This window comes from Candidatus Krumholzibacteriia bacterium, from assembly GCA_035649275.1.
In the GTDB taxonomy this organism is placed as follows: Bacteria; Krumholzibacteriota; Krumholzibacteriia.
Genome location: DASRJW010000025.1, coordinates 26283 through 41757, shown reverse-complemented (window position 1 = coordinate 41757; position 15475 = coordinate 26283). Strand labels below are relative to the sequence as shown.

The following is a 15475-nucleotide window of genomic DNA, read 5'->3' as shown; positions in this document are numbered from 1 at the left end:
TGCGCTGCGGCATCGCCTCCGAGAAGTCCGATTGGGGCCGGGTAAAGGAACTGTACCGCTAGACGCGAGAAGGCGTATCCTCTGCCTGGGCGTCTTCGGGAGGAGGATCATGAGAGCATCTGCTATCGGCATCGTGGGGCTGGTCCTCGGTTTGGCGCTGGGGGCCGGTTCAGCTCTTGCCCAGGAAAACGGCTCCATCGTCATTCGCCCAGCGGCGGTGAATCCGGACGGGTCGGCTGGAGCCACGTACTTCGACAGCTGTGGCGTCCACGTCACCCCCATCTTCAACGGCTTCGTTGGCCTCGCCATCATTCGGGTGTACGCCCGCCTGGCCGGGACCTCTCTCGCCGGGATCAGCTCTGCGGAGTTCTACATCGATGGTCTCGAGACGGGGTCGCAGCTGCCGGCAGGGTGGACCAAGACGGTGAGGCCGCCCGCTGGGACGATTCCGGTCGGAAACATCAGCGACCCGGTTACGACGGGAGGCGATATCGTTCGCCGCTACAACCTCACGTGGGACGTGGACCAACCCGGGGGCTGTCAGCAGGCGGAGTTCACCCTCATTGCCGAAGTCGAGCTGCGGTCGGGCATTCCCTTCACGACCAACTTCGCACCGGGCCACCAGATCCATCTCGTGATCGCGAACCCACCGAGTAATCCGACGTACTTGAGCCCGATGCTGCTCCTGTGCGACAACCCTATCTTCACACCCGTCGCGGTCACCGGGAGCGATTTCAGCTTCAATGCGGACTGCTCGACCGCTGTGCACGACAGGACCTGGAGCCAGGTCAAGAATCTCTATCGATAGCCTTTCCCGGGGTTGCCGGCGCCAGAGAGTGGCGCCGGCCCCCCGCATTGCGTAGCATGCCCCGGTGCGGCTCGCCTTCCTCGCAGACGCTTCCCTTCCCCACACCCGGCGCTGGGTCGAATACTTCGCGCACCGCGGTCACGCCTGCTTGCTCCTCAGCCTAGAAACGGGCGAGACCGGGGCCTGCCCGGTGGTGTCGCTGCCGCCCCGTGCCTGGCTGCCGCGGTTCCTGCGCTACACCGCCAGCCTCCCGGCGGCGGCGGCGGAGCTCCGCCGTTTCCGGCCCGACGTGGTGAACGCGCATTTCCTGCCCAACTACGGCTGGATGGCGGTGCGGCTCGGAGCGCGGCCGCTGGTGCTGACGACGCTGGGGAGCGACATCCTGCTCGTGCCACGCAAATCGCCGCTGCATCGCTGGCGCACGCGACACGTTCTCGCCCGCTGCGATCGAGTGACCGCGGATGCGGAGATGCTGGGGCGCGCCATCGTGCGCTTCGGCGTTCCCGCGGCGCGCCTCCTCGTCGTCCCCTTCGGCATCGAAAGCGGGCGCTTCGCCACACCGCCACCCCGTCCGTCGGAGCCGCTCGTGCTCCTCAGCAGCCGGAGGCTCGAGCCGGTGTACGACGTGGAGACATTACTGCGCGCCGTGGAACGCCTGCCTGCGGCTCTGGCGGCGCGGACCGAGCTGCGCCTCGCGGGCACGGGCTCGCAGGCCGAAGCCCTGCAGCGGCGGCTCCGCGAACGGCCACCGGCCACGCCGGTACGCTTCCTCGGCTGGCTGGCGCCGGCAGTGCTGGATCGCGAGCTGCTGGCGGCGCAGGTCTACGTTTCCACGGCGCGAAGCGACAGCACCTCGGTGTCGCTCTTGGAGGCGATGGCAGCCGGTTGTTTCCCCGTGGTCTCCGACATCGCCGGCAATCGCGAGTGGATCCGGCATGAAGACAACGGGCTCCTCTTCCCCTGCGGTCACGACGAGGCCCTGGCCCGCTGCCTCGAGCGCGCTTGTGCCGACGCCGAGTTGCGGGCGCGGGCGGCGGTGAAGAACCGCGCCCTGGTGGCGGAGCGTGCCTGCTGGGAACGCAACATGGAGAGCGTCGAACGACTGTTCCAGAGTCTCGCTCCTGGTGGCGAGCCTGTTCCCGGGGTTCTCCCAGGAGGCCCTTGACGGCGCCCGTTGCCGGCGCGGATCTTGGGCCGGTCTCAGCAGGTCATTCCAGACTCCCTGATCCTCCCGAGGAGCCCCGTGGAACACGTCGCGCTGCGCTACCTGGTCTACGCGGCCGGGATCTTCGCCGTGTCCTTCGTTTCGGGGCTCATCCCTCTGCTGCGCAGCTGGTCGCATCGGGAGCTGCAGCTCCTCATCAGCCTGAGCGCCGGGATCGTCCTCGGCGTGGTGTTCTTCGATCTCCTGCCGCAGTCGCTGCAGTTGTCGCGTCACTTCTTTCCCGCCGTGCTCCTCGGATTCATGCTCCTCTTGGCGCTGGAGAAGTTCGTCCTCATCCACCCGCACGAGACGGAGGAGCTGGCCGGGCGACGCAGCGGTTTCGCCGCTTACACCGGCATCTCGCTGCACGCCCTGCTGGACGGAGTGGCGCTCGGGTCCAGCGTCATGATGCCGGCCCTGGGTTCCGCCGTGGTCTGGGCCATCCTGGCGCACAAGATTCCGGATACGTTCTCGCTCTGCAGCATCCTGCTTTTCTTCGGATTCCGCCGCCGGCAGGCCCTCGTCCTCCTCCTGATCTTCTCGCTGCTGACGCCGCTCGGTGGTGCGGTCGCGTTGGTGGCGTTGCGCCACGCCAGCCCGACGCTGCTCGGCCTCACCGTCGGTGTGGCGGCGGGCACGTTCCTCTTCATCGCCACCTCGGATCTGCTGCCGCACGCCCACGCCCACCACGAACGTCGCTTCTACAATCTGGTGGCGGTGCTCACAGGACTGCTGCTGAGCGGTCTCCTGCACCAGGCCCATTCCCACTGAAGCCGGCATCGGTGCCGGCTATGGCGGCCCTCGTTCCGATCGCTTGCGAAGTCGTGCTTCACTCGGGGACGATTCCAGGAATTCGGAAGGGGTCCCGTTCGTCTGCTAGGATGGCACCGAGGAGGGAACCGGTGAGCGTTGGTCCGGAAGAGATGCGGTTCTCTCTGGTGCAGGATCCGTGGCTGCGCCTGCAGCGTCTGCTGCGGCTCGCGCCCCGGGAAGGTCTCGGAGCCCGGCGGCGCGCGGTCTTCTTCGCCCTCCTCGGCTGGCTACCCCTCGTGGTCTGGGCGGGAGCGACGGGGCGGCTGCAGAACGGGAGCGATCCGGAATCGTTGTGGCGCCATCTGGGGGTTCACGTCCGCTGCCTGCTCGCGATCCCGCTCTTCGTGCTCTCGGAACCCTGGTCGGATCGGATCCTCGGCATCATCGTGGGAAACTTCGTTCCCTCCGGGCTGGTCCGCCCAGAAGAGCAAGCGCACCTTGCCGGTGCTCTGCGTTCCGTCGAACGCTGGCGCGACTCGAGATGGATCTGGACGCTCTTGGCCGCGATCGTGGTGCTGGTGATCGCTTCGAGCCCTTGGCAGGGGGCGGTGGACGACGTAGTGGCGTGGGCTCGCACCCCGGAAGGTGTGGGCTTCGGCGGCACCTGGCTCTTCTTCGTAACGCGACCCCTGTTCCTTTTCATGGCCATCCTCTGGCTCTGGCGCTTGCTGCTCACCTGGCTTCTCTGCCGCCGGCTCGCCGCCTTGGATCTGCAACTCGTGCCCTCCCACCCAGACCGCGCCGGCGGCCTCGGCTTCACCGAGCAGCTCCCCCTCGCCTTCACCCTGGTGGTGCTGGCCTTCTCGAGCGTCGTCGCTTCCTCCGTCGCCCATCAGATCCTGGCGCACGGCGCCCATGTGATGCAGTTCAAGGCCCTCGCGGCCGGGTTGGTGGTCCTCCTCACCGTGCTCTTCGTTTCGCCCCTCACGGCTTTCTCCGGACCACTCCGGCGCACCCGCCTGCGCGCGCGCTTCGAATACGGCGCTCTCGCCGGAAAGCAAGTGCGCGGCGTCCATGAGCGCTGGGTGCTCGGCCGGCCGGTAGAAGACGACGCGATTCTCGCCGCGCCGGAAATCGGCCCTGCGGCGGACATGGCCACGCTCTACGCCCTCGGGACCGGGATGCGGTCGGTGCCGATCGGCAAGACGACGCTGGTGGCGCTCCTGGTACCTGCGGTCCTGCCGCTTTTGGTGGCCGCCAGCATCGAGGTTCCCATCAAAGAGGTGCTGCTCAAGATTCTCGGAGCCTTGGCATGAGGATTGTGGGCGCGCCCCTCTCCGGCGCCTGGCTCTGGGGGCTCATCCTCGTCGCTGCGGCGACCGTGAGTCGTTCCCAGGAAACGCCCGCGGCCACAGCAGCCGCCACCGACACCGCGGGCGCGGCGAAGGCGGCTACGGACACCGTCGCCGTGGCGCAGCGCGATATCCTCGACGTGCTGCAGGAGTGGATCTTCCATCGCCGCCTCGAACCCGCGGCCCAGGGAGAGTTCAGTCCTGGGATCGCCTGGTCCATCCTCCCGACGCTCAGCTACAACCCCGTTTACGGGTTGGCCTTCGGCGCCTCTTTCTCCGGCGCCGGCAAGCGCGGCCTCGATCCCGAGTCCAAGCCCTCGGCGCTCTCCCTTTCCGGCAACTACTCAACGACCGGCCAGGTGCAGTTCCAGTTCCGCAGCGACCTCTTCCTCGGCGCCGACAACTACTTGTTGCGGGCGGACGTGCGCTACCTCGACACGGATCGCTCGACCTGGGGCCTGGGCCCCATCGGCGAGGGCCAGCAGGAATACCCGATGCACTTCGCCCTGGTGCGTTTGTACGGCACCGTGTATCGGCGGACCATAGGTTCGACGTACATTGGATTGGGCTACCACTTCGACGAGTTTTCCGACATCGAGGACGAGCGCGCCGCCCTCGGCGAGAGCACACCGTTCACGACCTACAGCGGCGCCGGAGTGACCCACACCAAGGCAGCGGGGATCTCGCTCAACCTGCTCGGAGACACGCGAAACAGCCTGGTCAATCCCACCGAGGGCTACTACTTGAGCGGCAGCTTCCGCGACTACATCGAGCCCCTCGGGTCCGAGCGCAACTGGCAGGAGTTCTGGCTCGACGTCCGCATGTACCCGCACGTGCCACGACAGAGCAACAACGTCCTGGCCTTCTGGATCTACAGCTGGATGTCCTTCGGCCCGGCTCCCTATCTCGGCCTACCGGCCAACGGCTGGGATACCCAGGGACGCGGCGCGCGCGGCTATCTGCAGGGCCGGATCCGCGGACAGGATCAGATCTACTTCGAGACCGAGTACCGCATGCAACTGCGGCGGGACGGGTTGCTGGGCGCGGTCGGATTCTTCAACCTCACCGCCACGTCGCTCCCAGAGACGGAGACCTTCGGACGCCCTGACCCGGGTGGGGGTGCAGGCCTCCGGCTCAAGTTCAACAAACGCTCCAACACCAATCTCGCCATCGATCACGCCTGGGGCAGGGACGGCTCCAAGGGCTGGTTCTTCGCCATGACCGAAGTCTTCTGAAGTCTCCCTCGGTGCAACCGGATGGAATGGCGTGCCGGTGTAGCTGTCGGGCTGGGAACTCACCACTTGTAGATGCGGCGCAGCTCGCGGGCGTGCTGGCGCGACAACGGGATGCGCGTGCCCGCGGCATCGTCCATGAGGAGCTCGTAGTTCCCCGAGGCCTGCGGGATGATCTCGCGGATGTGGTTCACGTTGGCGAGATAGCTGCGGTGGACGCGGTGGAAGACCTCCGGATCGAGCTCGGCTTCGAACTCGTCCAGCGTCCGGTAGGAGACCATGTCCTGATGCTCCTGGGTGGCGATGAAAACGACTCCGTCGCGCACGTTGCTGTAGACGATCTCGTGGACATCGATGAGCAGCAGGTTCTTGCGCCGGCGCACCGGCACCTTGCCCACGAAGCGCGGCCGCGCCGGGCCGTGCTCCAGGAAGCGCGATAGCCGCTCGGACTGGCCGGCCTGCCGCTCCAGCAACGGCCGCACGCGGTCGATGGCCTGCACCAAGCGGTCGCGCACCACGGGCTTGAGGAGATAGTCGAGGGCGCTCACCTCGAAGGCCTGGATGGCATAGCGATCGTAGGCGGTGACGAAGATGACGAACGGCGAGCGTTCCAGGTGCCGGATCTCGCGCACGAGCTGGAAGCCGTCGAGCCCGGGCATCTGGACGTCGAGTAAAGCCAGGTCGGGCTGTTCGGCCTCGATGAGGTTGTAGGCGTCGAGACCGTTGTCCGCCTGCCCCACCAGCTTGATCCCGTCGACGGCGCGGAGCAGGTAGGTGATCTCGTCGCGGGCCGGCTTCTCGTCGTCGGCCACGATGGTGCGGATTTCCATCAGACCTTCTCCTCTGCCTCCGGGACGAGCTCCGCCGAGGTCGTGCAGGGGAGGACGAGGCGTACCAGGGTTCCCTGGCCGCGCGCGGACCGCAGCACCAGACCCTGGCCGTAGGCCATCTTGAGGCGCTGGTGCACGTTCGTCAGGCCGATGCCGCGGCGCGGCCGCGCTGGGCCGTTGCCGTCCAGGTCGAGCTTGGCGACGTCGAAGCCGGTACCGTCGTCCTCGATCTCGATCGCCAAGTGCTCGCCCTCCCGCAGCGCCCGGATCCACACGGTGCCGCCCGCGGGCCGCGGCGCGATGGCATGGTTCACGGCGTTCTCAACCAGCGGCTGCAGGATCATCGACGGCACCAGGAGCGGCCGGACTTCGGGCTCGATGTCCTTGACGATGCGGAGCTTCTCCGGGCCGAAGCGGGCCACCTCGAGGTCCAGGTACGAGTCGATGTAGTCCAGCTCCTCCGCGAAGGAGACGAAGAGCGCCTTGCGATAGAGGACGCGGCGGAGAATCGTCGACAGCTTGTGGATCAGATCGCGGGCGAGGTCCGGGTTGCGCCGGGTCGCGGCGCTGATCGAGGTGAGGGTGTTGAAGAGGAAGTGCGGGTTGATCTGCTGCGTCAGCGCGTCGAGCCGGGCGCGGACGGCGAGGCCCTCCTGCGACTTGAGCAGCATCTCCAGGCGGGTGTTGTTCCACAGGTGCAAGGGCACGCCGATGGTGACCAAGCTCGTCACCCAGGCGAGGGCCAGCACGTAGCCGTGGTGCGGCTGAAAGCTCCAGAGCAGATTGGTGCCGAAATGTTTGGTGGTGAAGTGACGCGCCACGTCGAGGCCGACGCAGACGGCGCTGATGCCGAGGGGCACGATGTCGCGGCGATTGCGGGCGCGCATGAACTTCCACACGTTCACGTGCGGGAAGGGCGAGTACTCCCAGAGCCCCCGCCGGCTGCCGGGGAAACGCCAGATCGCCGCCCCCACGAGCCCATAGAGGAGCCCGAAGGGCAAGGCGAGCCATTCGCCGTGCGTCCAGCCGGCGCCGCCGACGAAGAAGCCCACCAGAGCCCCGCCGACCGGGCCGCAGAGCAGACCGGCGAGAAGGGCGCCGGGCAAGCTTGCATCCATGCCGGCGTAGCCCGCCAGGAAGCGCATGCCCACGGCAACGCCGAGGCAAAGGCCGAAGGTGAGGCCGAAGAGGGTGGCGTCGCGCCGGCGCGTCGCTTCTTCCCGCAGCAGGCGCTGGTAGAAACGGGTGGTGATGAGAAGGCTCGCCAGGCTGGCCATGAAGCCGACCTGCAGGAGCAGATTGACGAGGATGAACTGGTCGCCGCTCAGGAAGATCTCTGACATGGTCGAACGTCCTCGCCGATGGTGCCGAGGCGTCGGCTCACCGGTGCCCTAGGCGACATGCTAGCATGCGCGCCGGACGCGAGTTCGCGCTGGGCGCCGGCCCGGCGGGACCCAGCCCACGCGGCGGCACATGCATTCCGCACCCCGACAACCTGCCGCGGGCGGCGCGCCGGCACCCACCCTGCCGCGCTTCCTTCTGCACCTCGACGCCTGGCTGCAGCGCCACACCCACGCCGCGGCCTGGTGCCTCTACGTCTGCGCCCTCGCCCTGCGCGCCCTGCACTGGTTCACCTTTCGAGAGACGCTGGTAGCGCAGGTCTTCATGATGGACGAGTCCTACTATCACGACGAGGCCTTGAATCTCGTGCGCGGCCTCCCCAATCCGACCGACTCGTACTTCATGACCCCGCTGTATCCGCTCTTCTTGAGCCTGGTCTTCCGCCTCGCCGGCGACTCGGCGAGCACGGCCTATGCCGTGCAGCTCCTCATGGGCGGACTGGCGGCGCCTCTCGTCTTCCTCCTGGCCCGGCGCGCCATGCCCGCCGCCTGGGCGGCGGCGGCAGGACTCGCCATGGCGAGCTTCGCACCGGTGGTGTTCTACGAGGCTTTGCTGCTGGTGGAGTGGTTGGTGCTCTTGACCTTGCTCGCCGCTTCCTTCGTGGCGGTACGCGCCCCACGCAGCCGGTTGCACGCCTTGGCCGCCGGCGCACTGCTCGGCATCGCGGTGCTCGGCCGTGGCAGCAACTTGGCGCTCCTCCTGGTGTTCTTCCCCTGGTTCGCCTGGCGCCGGGGCGGGGCCTCCTTCGCCCAGGCAGGACGCTGCCTCTTGGGGTGCGCCGCCGTGCTGGCGCCGCTCTGGATCTACAACGCGCGCCACGCGGAGCAGCCCCTGTTGCTCACCGCCAACGCCGGTTTCAATCTGTACATCGGCAACGGACCGGAGGCCACGGGCCTCTTCTTCGTGCCCGAGTCCTTCGACATGGCCCATGACCCCATGGCGCTCCGCTACGTGCAGCGGCAGACGGGGCAGCGCGCGACAGCGAGCGTGGCGGCGCAGTTCTGGGTGGAGAGAACGCAGCGTTGGGTGCGCGAGCACCCGCTCCGGGCGCTGGATCTCCTCGGCTGGAAGTGGGTGCTCTTCTGGAACCGCTTCTACTTTCCCCAGGTGGAGTGCTTCGAGACCGCCACCCGCGGCCTGCCGCTCTCGCGCTTGCCCTTCTGGCACAGCTATGCGGTCCTGCCTTTGGGGTTCCTGGGGGCGTTGTGGGCGCTGATCGAAGCGTGGCGGGCCTGGCGCCGCGGCGCCGCGGCGGGGCAAGAAGCAGAAGCGGTCTTGGGCTTCATCGGTGCTTGCGCGCTCCTCTACGTGGCTTCCATCGTTCTCTTCTTCGTCACCGATCGTTATCGAATCCCCGTCACCCCGTGGCTGATCGTGCTGGCAACCCATGTCTGCCGCCGGATCTGCGAGGCCCTGTGGCAGAGAAAGCGCGCGCAGGCAGCGGCTCTCCTCCTGGCCACCGCGGCGCTGTTCGTGCTCACCTCGCCGGCGCGATTGAATCTGGACCGCGCCCGGGTCGGGCGCGATATCCACGTGCACAGCGCCCTCCGATACGCCCAGGCGGAGAGGTTCGGTCCTGCCATCGCCGAGTACCGCGAGGCCTTGCGCACCGCGCCCGCGAATCCCGATCTCCGCGACGGCCTGGCGCGTATGCTCTCCCGCGCCGGGCAGGACAGTCTGGCGTTGGTGCTCTATCGCGACCTGCTGCGCGAACACCCGGACTTCGCCCGGGGCTGGTACAACCTGGGTAACGTCCTGCGGCGAAGCCGCAGAGTGGCGGAGGCCGCGGCGGCCTACGAGCGCTCCGTGGCACTCGAGCCCGAGCGTGAAGCGGCGTGGAACAACTTGGGGGAATGCCGGCGGGCTTTGGGCGACACCGCGGCGGCGGCGCAGGCCTACAGGCGCGCGCTAGCCATCGTGCCGGGCCACGAGCAAGCGCTCAACAACCTGGCAGCGCTCCGGGGCGCCCAGGGGGATGCGCCGGCGGCGGAGGCGGGGTTTCGCGCCGCGATCGCCGCGAACCCGCGCTATCTTCCGGCGTGGACGAACCTGGCGATCTTGCTCACCAACCAGGGTCGTCGTCCCGAGGCGGTGCCGGCATGGCGCTTCATCCTGGCTCTGGATCCGGCGGACACGCTGGCGCCCCGCGCCTTGCGCCAGCTCGAGACCGGCGCCGAGCCCCATTGATGGGGATGGACGGCGAGCGACGGCGAGGTGCGAGTGCCTGACAGGGTGCGCGCGGATGGAGGTAGGGTGAGAGCAGAGGGAAGCAAGATGCGAGCGCCTGGCGGTGTGCGTGCCGATGGCGGCTGGGTGCGTGCGGTGGCGGCGTTAGCGCTGCTCGTGCTCCTCCTGGTCGCTTGCGCGCCGGTGCTCCCGGAGCGCAGCAAGCCGGGCGGCGCGGCGCGCTGGGCCCAGGCGCTGGCCACGGACGCCGCGGTGCGCTGGGCGCGGGATGCACTGTTGTGCCGCGTCACGGGCAACGGGGTCGGCAACGAGGGCTGGCTCCCGGATCGCGGTGGCTCCTGGATCCTGACCTACCGGAGCGCCGCGTCCGGCAAGGGGCTCGATGTGAGCGTCGACACGGACGGCACGGTGCAGACGGCGGCCGTCCCCGACTCGATGGCGGCGCGCCTGCGGCCGCTGCCGGCGGAATGGGACGACAGCTCGCGCATCTGGGCGGCCACCGGACCGCACCAGCAAGGGGTGCCCCTCAACACCTTCGAAGCTCTCCTCGCCTACGACGCCGAGCCGGAGCGCTATCCCGGGCAACTGGTGTGGCGCATCCGCTTCTTCCTGCAGGGTGGCGGTCACGAGACCCACGTGGTGAGCGCGCAATCGCGCTGGCTGGCGCGCTACTGAGTCGCCTGCCTTGCGAGCCCGGGGCCGAAAAAGAAGGACGCCGAGGGTCTCGGCGTCCTTGCGTCCCGTGGGAAGGAGGTGTCGCGGGACGGGTCATCGATGCGGCCGTGGAGTGCGAAAGCAGTGTTCTGCGACTGCCGTTACTGCGCGTACTCCGACAGAGCCGTGGTCTCCGGTGAGTTGCGCAGCCGCCAGATCGCGCGATCGCGGATCTGCCGGACACGCTCGCGCGTCAGCCGGTACACTTTCCCGATCTGCTCGAGGGTGTGCGGTTCGTTTCCGCCCAGCCCGAAGTAGCGCTTGAGGATGTCCTCCTCGCGGGCATTCAGTCCGGCCAAGGCATGAGCGATGTCCGCGTTGCGTGCCGACTCGATGGTGGAGGCCTCGGGTCCCGGCGCGGACTCGTCCGCCAGGGTGTCCACCTGGAACTCGTGATCGCGTCCTTCTGCGGGCTCGTCGATCGAGTACTGCGTGGTCGGCATGCTCAGTACCGTATCGACCTCCGCCGTCTTCATGCCCAGATGCTTGGCCAGTTCCTCGTGAGTCGGCTCGCGTCCCAGGTGCTGGCTGAGCTGGATGGAAGCCCGGTTGACCTTCATCAGGCTCGCCGACTTGTTGAGCGGCAAGCGCACCGTGCGCGACTGTTCGGCGACGTACTGCAGGATGGCCTGGCGCACCCACCAGACCGCGTAAGAGATGAAGCGATAGCCGCGGTCCACGTCGAAGCGCTCCGCCGCGCGGATCAATCCGAGGTTGCCTTCGTTGACCAGGTCTTCGAAGGGCACCGCGCTCTTGGCGTATTGCTTCGCCACCGAAACCACGAAACGCAGGTTGTGACGCACGAGTTCGTGCATCGCCTCCTCGTCGCCGTGCTTGGCCCGCCGCGCCAGCTCGCGCTCCTCCTCGGGTGTCAGGAGGGGGATCTTGCGGATCTCCCGCAGGTACATCCCGAGGGTGTCGGGGCTCGCTGCCTGCCTGGAGGATTTCATCGGTCAACCCCTTGCCGAGGGACGAGTGGAGGGTCGTAGCCCAGGCATTGCAACCGGCGTACCGAATCTCGCGGTCCGGGGGCTACTCCCTGAAGGAACTCCATCCGAGGGCGTTCTCATCCATTGAATACACAGGACCGGCCCAGGGATTCCTGGTCCTAGGGTTTGGACGAGCGTGAAATGTCCTCTGGAAGGGGCAAGAAGGGACCGGACATGACACGACGGCCTGTCAAAGCGGCCACAATGTCATGATATTGCTCTTGGGTCTGCCGATTCTGGGGGCGACTCCGTATCGTGGGTGTACGGTGCAGTGTTGCGAAATTCTCTCGGCTGGCTTGGAGGGCCTGGTGGGTCGAGGGCGAGGGGCCTGGGCAGCTAGGGTGAGTCCTCGTCCGCCATGTGCACCAGGAGACCCGTGGCGGTCTCTGCGACCACGCCCCTCACCGGGACCGGCTTGCTCGCCTTGGGCTTGGCGCCCCAGGCGAGGGAGAGGGTGATGTTGTCGCCGCCGCCGCCCTTCTTGGCGGCCTCGATCAGGGCGTCCACGCGCTCCTCCGGCGAAGCCGAGGAGGCGAGGACCTCCACGATGTGCTCCGTTTCGACGTAGTTGTGCAATCCGTCGGTGCAGAGCAGGAACACCTCGGCGGCGTCGGCGGGCAGCACGGAGAAGTCGATCTCGAGCTCGTCCCCTACCCCCATGGCACGGGTCAAGATGTTGCGCATCCCCGCCAGGTGCGCGTACTCCGGGTGCGTGGCGACGACGCTGTGGTCGTGGGTCACCTGGGTGAGCTCGCCGTTCTTGAAGGAGTAGGCGCGGCTGTCGCCGACGTGTGCCACACAGACAGTGCCCTGGTGCTCCTGGATGGCCACCACCGTGGTTCCCATGCCCTGGTACTCCGTATGTTTGGCGCCGTATTCCCGCAGCTTGAGATCGGCGGCGAACACCCCTTGGAGGAGGGGGGTGAAGGGCTGCAGGGAGGTGCTGGTGCCGGAGGCGCCCTGGATGGTGACGGCGCCGTTGCCGCCCTGAGAGACGATGCGCTGCACCTCCTCCGCCACCATCCGGCTCGCCAGGTCGCCGCCGGGATGACCGCCCATGCCGTCGCAGAGCACCACGAGCCCATGCTGGTCGGAGATGACGAAGTAGTCCTCGTTGCGCTTGCGCACGAGACCGACGTCCGTCTTCGCCACGATGTGCATGCCAACTCCCGCGGGCGTCAGCGGCGGATCTCGATCCCCGCGAAGGCGAGGGAACCGGGCAAAGGGGGATGGAGCTTCTGCACTCGGATCAGCATGGAATCGCAGTGCACGCTGTCTCGGATTTCTTCTGCAAGACGACCGGCGAACCTCTCGAGCAAGGCGAAATCCTCTTCGCGGCAGAGTCGCTGCACGGATTCGAACACTCGCGAGTAATCCACCGTGTCGCGCAGGTCATCGCTGTGCGCTGCTCGCGAGAGGTCGCAATCCAGCTCGACATCGACGAGGCAGTCCTGAGGTTCCCGGCGCTCTTCCGGCGAGACTCCCACCCGCAGCCTGCACTGGATGCCGTTCAAGATCACACGATCCATGTGCCTCCCCGGTTCGCGCTCCGAGGAGGCTCCATTCTAGGCATGGCCTGCGGCTCCTGTCCACCGGGCCGGCGGGGCGGCCACGGCGGGGAGGCTCCCTGGGGGCGGCGCTGGGAAGGGTCGTGCGTCCTGGCGGCGCCGCCGCAAGGCGTGGCGGCGACACCGCGCACGTGTGTCGGAGCGGGCATGACGTCGGGCACTACTTCGGCTTCCCCTGGTCCGCCACGGCTTGCGTCGCCTGCTTCACCTTCTCCGGATCCCCGAGATACATGTGGCGCCGTGCTTTCAGGTCGTCGTCGAGCTCGTACACCAGAGGAACGCCCGTGGGGATGTTGAGGCTCACGATGTCCGCCGGCGCGATCCCATCCAGATACATCACCAGAGCGCGCAGGCTGTTGCCATGCGCCGCGATGAGGACGCGCCGGCCGGCGCGGACAACGGGCGCGATGCTCTCGTGCCAGTAAGGAAGGAAGCGGGCTCTGGTGTCGGCGAGACATTCGGTCCGCGGTGTCTCTTCCGGGAGCAGGTCGGCGTAGCGCGGGTCGTGCCGCGGATGACGCGGGTCGTCGAGGTCCAGCGGCGGGGGCTGCACATCGTAGCTACGTCTCCACAGATGGGTCTGGTCGGCGCCGTACTTCGCCGCGGTCTCCGCCTTGTTCAACCCTTGCAGCGCGCCGTAGTGACGCTCGTTCAAGCGCCAGTTGCGCTGCACCGGAATCCACATGAGATCCATGCCGTCCAGCACCAGCCAGAGGGTGCGGATGGCGCGCTTGAGCACCGAGGTGAAAGCCAGATCGAACGCATACCCCTGCTGGCGCAGCACCTGGGCCGCCTCCTCCGCCTCCGCACGGCCCTTGTCGTTGAGATCGACGTCGGTCCAGCCAGTGAACCGGTTCTCCCGATTCCACGTGCTCTCACCGTGGCGCAGCAGGACGAGCGATTTCACCGCGGGGCTCCCTTCGCTGGTCAGGGGATGACGGGGCGGACGTGCGCGTCCGGAAGCCCCAAGGTCGCCGTCTCCGGCGCCGGCCGCAGGGGCTGCACCGTGTCCGGCGCTTGCCACACGTCGTGAAAGAAGACGAGGGGCAGCAAGTGCCCCGAAGCGCCGAGGGCGACCTCGGTGGCGCGGCCGCGTCCCTCCAGGAGATCGCGCCACGCCGGCGGCATGCCGTCGCCGAGAACGGGAAGGAGCAAGGTGCTGAGCAAGTGCAGCACGCGCCCGGTCTCCTGCAGATCCTCCGCCGGCGGTGTCCAGCCGAGCACGGCGAGATCGAAAGCGCCGGCCCGCAACGCCGTCGTGTACGTCGCCGGCGGCCGGCTGTCCACCTCCGCGTCGAGAGACAGTTGCGCCAGCTGCACCTGCAGGCGCTCGCCCAGTTTCACCAGGACCGGTTCCGCTGCGGGGACGAGGATCTTGACCGGGTGCCGTGGCGGCGACTTCGATTCCTGCACTGCCGGTGGAGTGGCGCGCACCGTCGCTGCCTGTGGCGAGAGCCCGAAGGCGGGCTCGCCGTCCCCGGCGAGTCCGGCGCGGACGAACACCGCGGCGTCGAAGGTCGCCGCCACCCGCCGCCGCAGCGCGGCATCGGCGAACACGGCGCTCTTGGGATGCAGGAGGGCGAGAGCCAGACGGCGGGCCGGCACACGCACGCGCACCGCTCCCGCCGGCGGAGCCGCGGCGGGATCGAGCTTCCGCAACAGCGCTGCCTCCCGGGGACGTGCGGCGTCCCGCGCAATGCCGGTGAAGGTGACGGCGTTCAGGAAGGGGCGGCCCTCATGGTGCTGCTCGAAGGCGGCGCAGCGCAACGTCTCCGCCACGGCGCTCACCAGGCGGAAGGGTCCCGTTCCGAGCGCGGCCGTTCCCTGGCCGCGGACGATGGCGGCTTCGGGCAAGGCCAATCGAGCCGCGAGGTCAGGTACGGGGGTGTCGCATTGCAGTTCGAGCTCGGTGCTGGAGAGGACGTAGATGCCTTCGATCTGCTGCGTCTCGCCGGCGACGTAGTCCTGCATGCCCACGAGCTCGCGCAAGAGCCAGGCGTGCGGCGAGCGGCGCGGGTCCGCCAGGCGATGCAGCGACTCGCTCACGCTCTGCGCATCGCAGCGGGTGCCATCGTGGAAGCGGATCTCGGGCCGCAGCTGGAAGTACCAGCGGGTGCCTTCGTCGTTCCGCACCCAGTGCACCGCCAGATCCGGTTCGACGCCGCCGCTGCCCCAGCGCGTCAGACCCTCGTACAGACAGGCGCTCACCAAGGCGCCATCGTCGCCCCACAAGGTGAGCGGCTCTGGCGGCGCCAGATCCGCCGGGCGTAGCGGCAGAGCGACTTGGAGCGAGCCGCCGTAGCGCGCCAGCCGTCCGCCCCAGACGCGGCGCGGAGCGACGGACTGGAGGCAGAAGGCAAGGAGGCATACGGTGAAGAGCGCGCCGGCGGTACGGTGGCGCCGCCCGCAGCAGCGGAGCAGCCAGTGCACTGCGCCT

14 protein-coding genes are annotated in these 15475 nt (G+C 68.2%); 7 read left to right on the top strand and 7 right to left on the bottom strand.

Annotated features, from left to right (window positions below):
• Positions 1–109 precede the first annotated feature (109 nt).
• From VFE28_02280 to VFE28_02260, 5 genes are all read left to right on the top strand, one after another.
• On the top strand, positions 110–808 hold the full coding sequence (locus VFE28_02280; protein ID HZM14805.1) for a hypothetical protein: 699 nt from the start codon (positions 110–112) through the stop codon (positions 806–808).
• A gap of 64 nt (positions 809–872) precedes the next feature.
• Positions 873–1973 (top strand): glycosyltransferase family 4 protein, encoded by a 1101-nt coding sequence (locus VFE28_02275; protein HZM14804.1) that lies wholly within the window; start codon positions 873–875, stop codon positions 1971–1973.
• A 78-nt stretch (positions 1974–2051) separates the two neighbouring features.
• Positions 2052–2783: a ZIP family metal transporter gene (locus VFE28_02270; protein ID HZM14803.1), complete on the top strand. Its 732-nt coding sequence runs from the start codon at positions 2052–2054 to the stop codon at positions 2781–2783.
• Positions 2784–2914: 131 nt separating this feature from the next.
• On the top strand, positions 2915–4081 hold the full coding sequence (locus tag VFE28_02265) for a hypothetical protein (GenBank protein ID HZM14802.1): 1167 nt from the start codon (positions 2915–2917) through the stop codon (positions 4079–4081).
• Positions 4078–5352: a hypothetical protein gene (locus tag VFE28_02260; protein ID HZM14801.1), complete on the top strand. Its 1275-nt coding sequence runs from the start codon at positions 4078–4080 to the stop codon at positions 5350–5352. Before VFE28_02265 ends, VFE28_02260 begins: the two co-directional genes overlap by 4 nt.
• Before the next feature lie 59 nt (positions 5353–5411).
• Here VFE28_02260 and VFE28_02255 read toward each other — a convergent pair whose 3' ends face one another.
• Entirely contained in the window at positions 5412–6179 is a 768-nt protein-coding gene (locus tag VFE28_02255) for a LytTR family DNA-binding domain-containing protein (GenBank protein ID HZM14800.1), read from the bottom strand.
• Positions 6179–7522, bottom strand: a complete 1344-nt coding sequence (locus tag VFE28_02250; GenBank protein HZM14799.1) for a histidine kinase — start codon at positions 7520–7522, stop codon at positions 6179–6181. The genes VFE28_02255 and VFE28_02250 overlap by 1 nt, the downstream gene beginning before the upstream one ends.
• Before the next feature lie 130 nt (positions 7523–7652).
• Between VFE28_02250 and VFE28_02245 the strand changes: the two genes are divergently transcribed.
• Both VFE28_02245 and VFE28_02240 read left to right on the top strand, forming a co-directional pair.
• Complete coding sequence (locus VFE28_02245; GenBank protein ID HZM14798.1) at positions 7653–9767, top strand: tetratricopeptide repeat protein; 2115 nt, start codon at positions 7653–7655, stop codon at positions 9765–9767.
• 87 nt (positions 9768–9854) lie between these two features.
• Positions 9855–10442: a hypothetical protein gene (locus VFE28_02240; GenBank protein ID HZM14797.1), complete on the top strand. Its 588-nt coding sequence runs from the start codon at positions 9855–9857 to the stop codon at positions 10440–10442.
• A gap of 140 nt (positions 10443–10582) precedes the next feature.
• Here VFE28_02240 and VFE28_02235 read toward each other — a convergent pair whose 3' ends face one another.
• From VFE28_02235 to VFE28_02215, 5 genes are all read right to left on the bottom strand, one after another.
• Positions 10583–11431, bottom strand: coding sequence for an RNA polymerase sigma factor RpoD/SigA (locus VFE28_02235; protein ID HZM14796.1), 849 nt, complete (start codon positions 11429–11431; stop codon positions 10583–10585).
• Between the two features lie 375 nt (positions 11432–11806).
• The gene (locus tag VFE28_02230; protein HZM14795.1) at positions 11807–12631 is read right to left on the bottom strand and encodes a protein phosphatase 2C domain-containing protein; all 825 of its coding nucleotides are present in this window, start codon (positions 12629–12631) and stop codon (positions 11807–11809) included.
• Between the two features lie 17 nt (positions 12632–12648).
• Positions 12649–12999 (bottom strand): dihydroneopterin aldolase, encoded by a 351-nt coding sequence (folB, locus tag VFE28_02225; protein HZM14794.1) that lies wholly within the window; start codon positions 12997–12999, stop codon positions 12649–12651.
• Between the two features lie 199 nt (positions 13000–13198).
• On the bottom strand, positions 13199–13945 hold the full coding sequence (gene gpmA / locus VFE28_02220) for a 2,3-diphosphoglycerate-dependent phosphoglycerate mutase (GenBank protein ID HZM14793.1): 747 nt from the start codon (positions 13943–13945) through the stop codon (positions 13199–13201).
• A 20-nt stretch (positions 13946–13965) separates the two neighbouring features.
• Positions 13966–15468, bottom strand: a complete 1503-nt coding sequence (locus VFE28_02215; protein HZM14792.1) for an ABC transporter substrate-binding protein — start codon at positions 15466–15468, stop codon at positions 13966–13968.
• Positions 15469–15475: the final 7 nt, after the last annotated feature.

What these genes read in the sequence shown, in the direction of transcription:
- VFE28_02245 (HZM14798.1), top strand. Translation starts at nt 7,653, where the DNA reads ATGCATTCCGCACCCCGACAACCTGCCGCGGGCGGCGCGCCGGCACCC.
- VFE28_02255 (HZM14800.1), bottom strand. Translation starts at nt 6,179, where the DNA reads ATGGAAATCCGCACCATCGTGGCCGACGACGAGAAGCCGGCCCGCGAC.
- VFE28_02280 (HZM14805.1), top strand. Translation starts at nt 110, where the DNA reads ATGAGAGCATCTGCTATCGGCATCGTGGGGCTGGTCCTCGGTTTGGCG.
- folB (HZM14794.1), bottom strand. Translation starts at nt 12,999, where the DNA reads ATGGATCGTGTGATCTTGAACGGCATCCAGTGCAGGCTGCGGGTGGGA.
- VFE28_02250 (HZM14799.1), bottom strand. Translation starts at nt 7,522, where the DNA reads ATGTCAGAGATCTTCCTGAGCGGCGACCAGTTCATCCTCGTCAATCTG.
- VFE28_02240 (HZM14797.1), top strand. Translation starts at nt 9,855, where the DNA reads ATGCGAGCGCCTGGCGGTGTGCGTGCCGATGGCGGCTGGGTGCGTGCG.
- VFE28_02260 (HZM14801.1), top strand. Translation starts at nt 4,078, where the DNA reads ATGAGGATTGTGGGCGCGCCCCTCTCCGGCGCCTGGCTCTGGGGGCTC.
- VFE28_02235 (HZM14796.1), bottom strand. Translation starts at nt 11,431, where the DNA reads ATGAAATCCTCCAGGCAGGCAGCGAGCCCCGACACCCTCGGGATGTAC.
- VFE28_02230 (HZM14795.1), bottom strand. Translation starts at nt 12,631, where the DNA reads ATGCACATCGTGGCGAAGACGGACGTCGGTCTCGTGCGCAAGCGCAAC.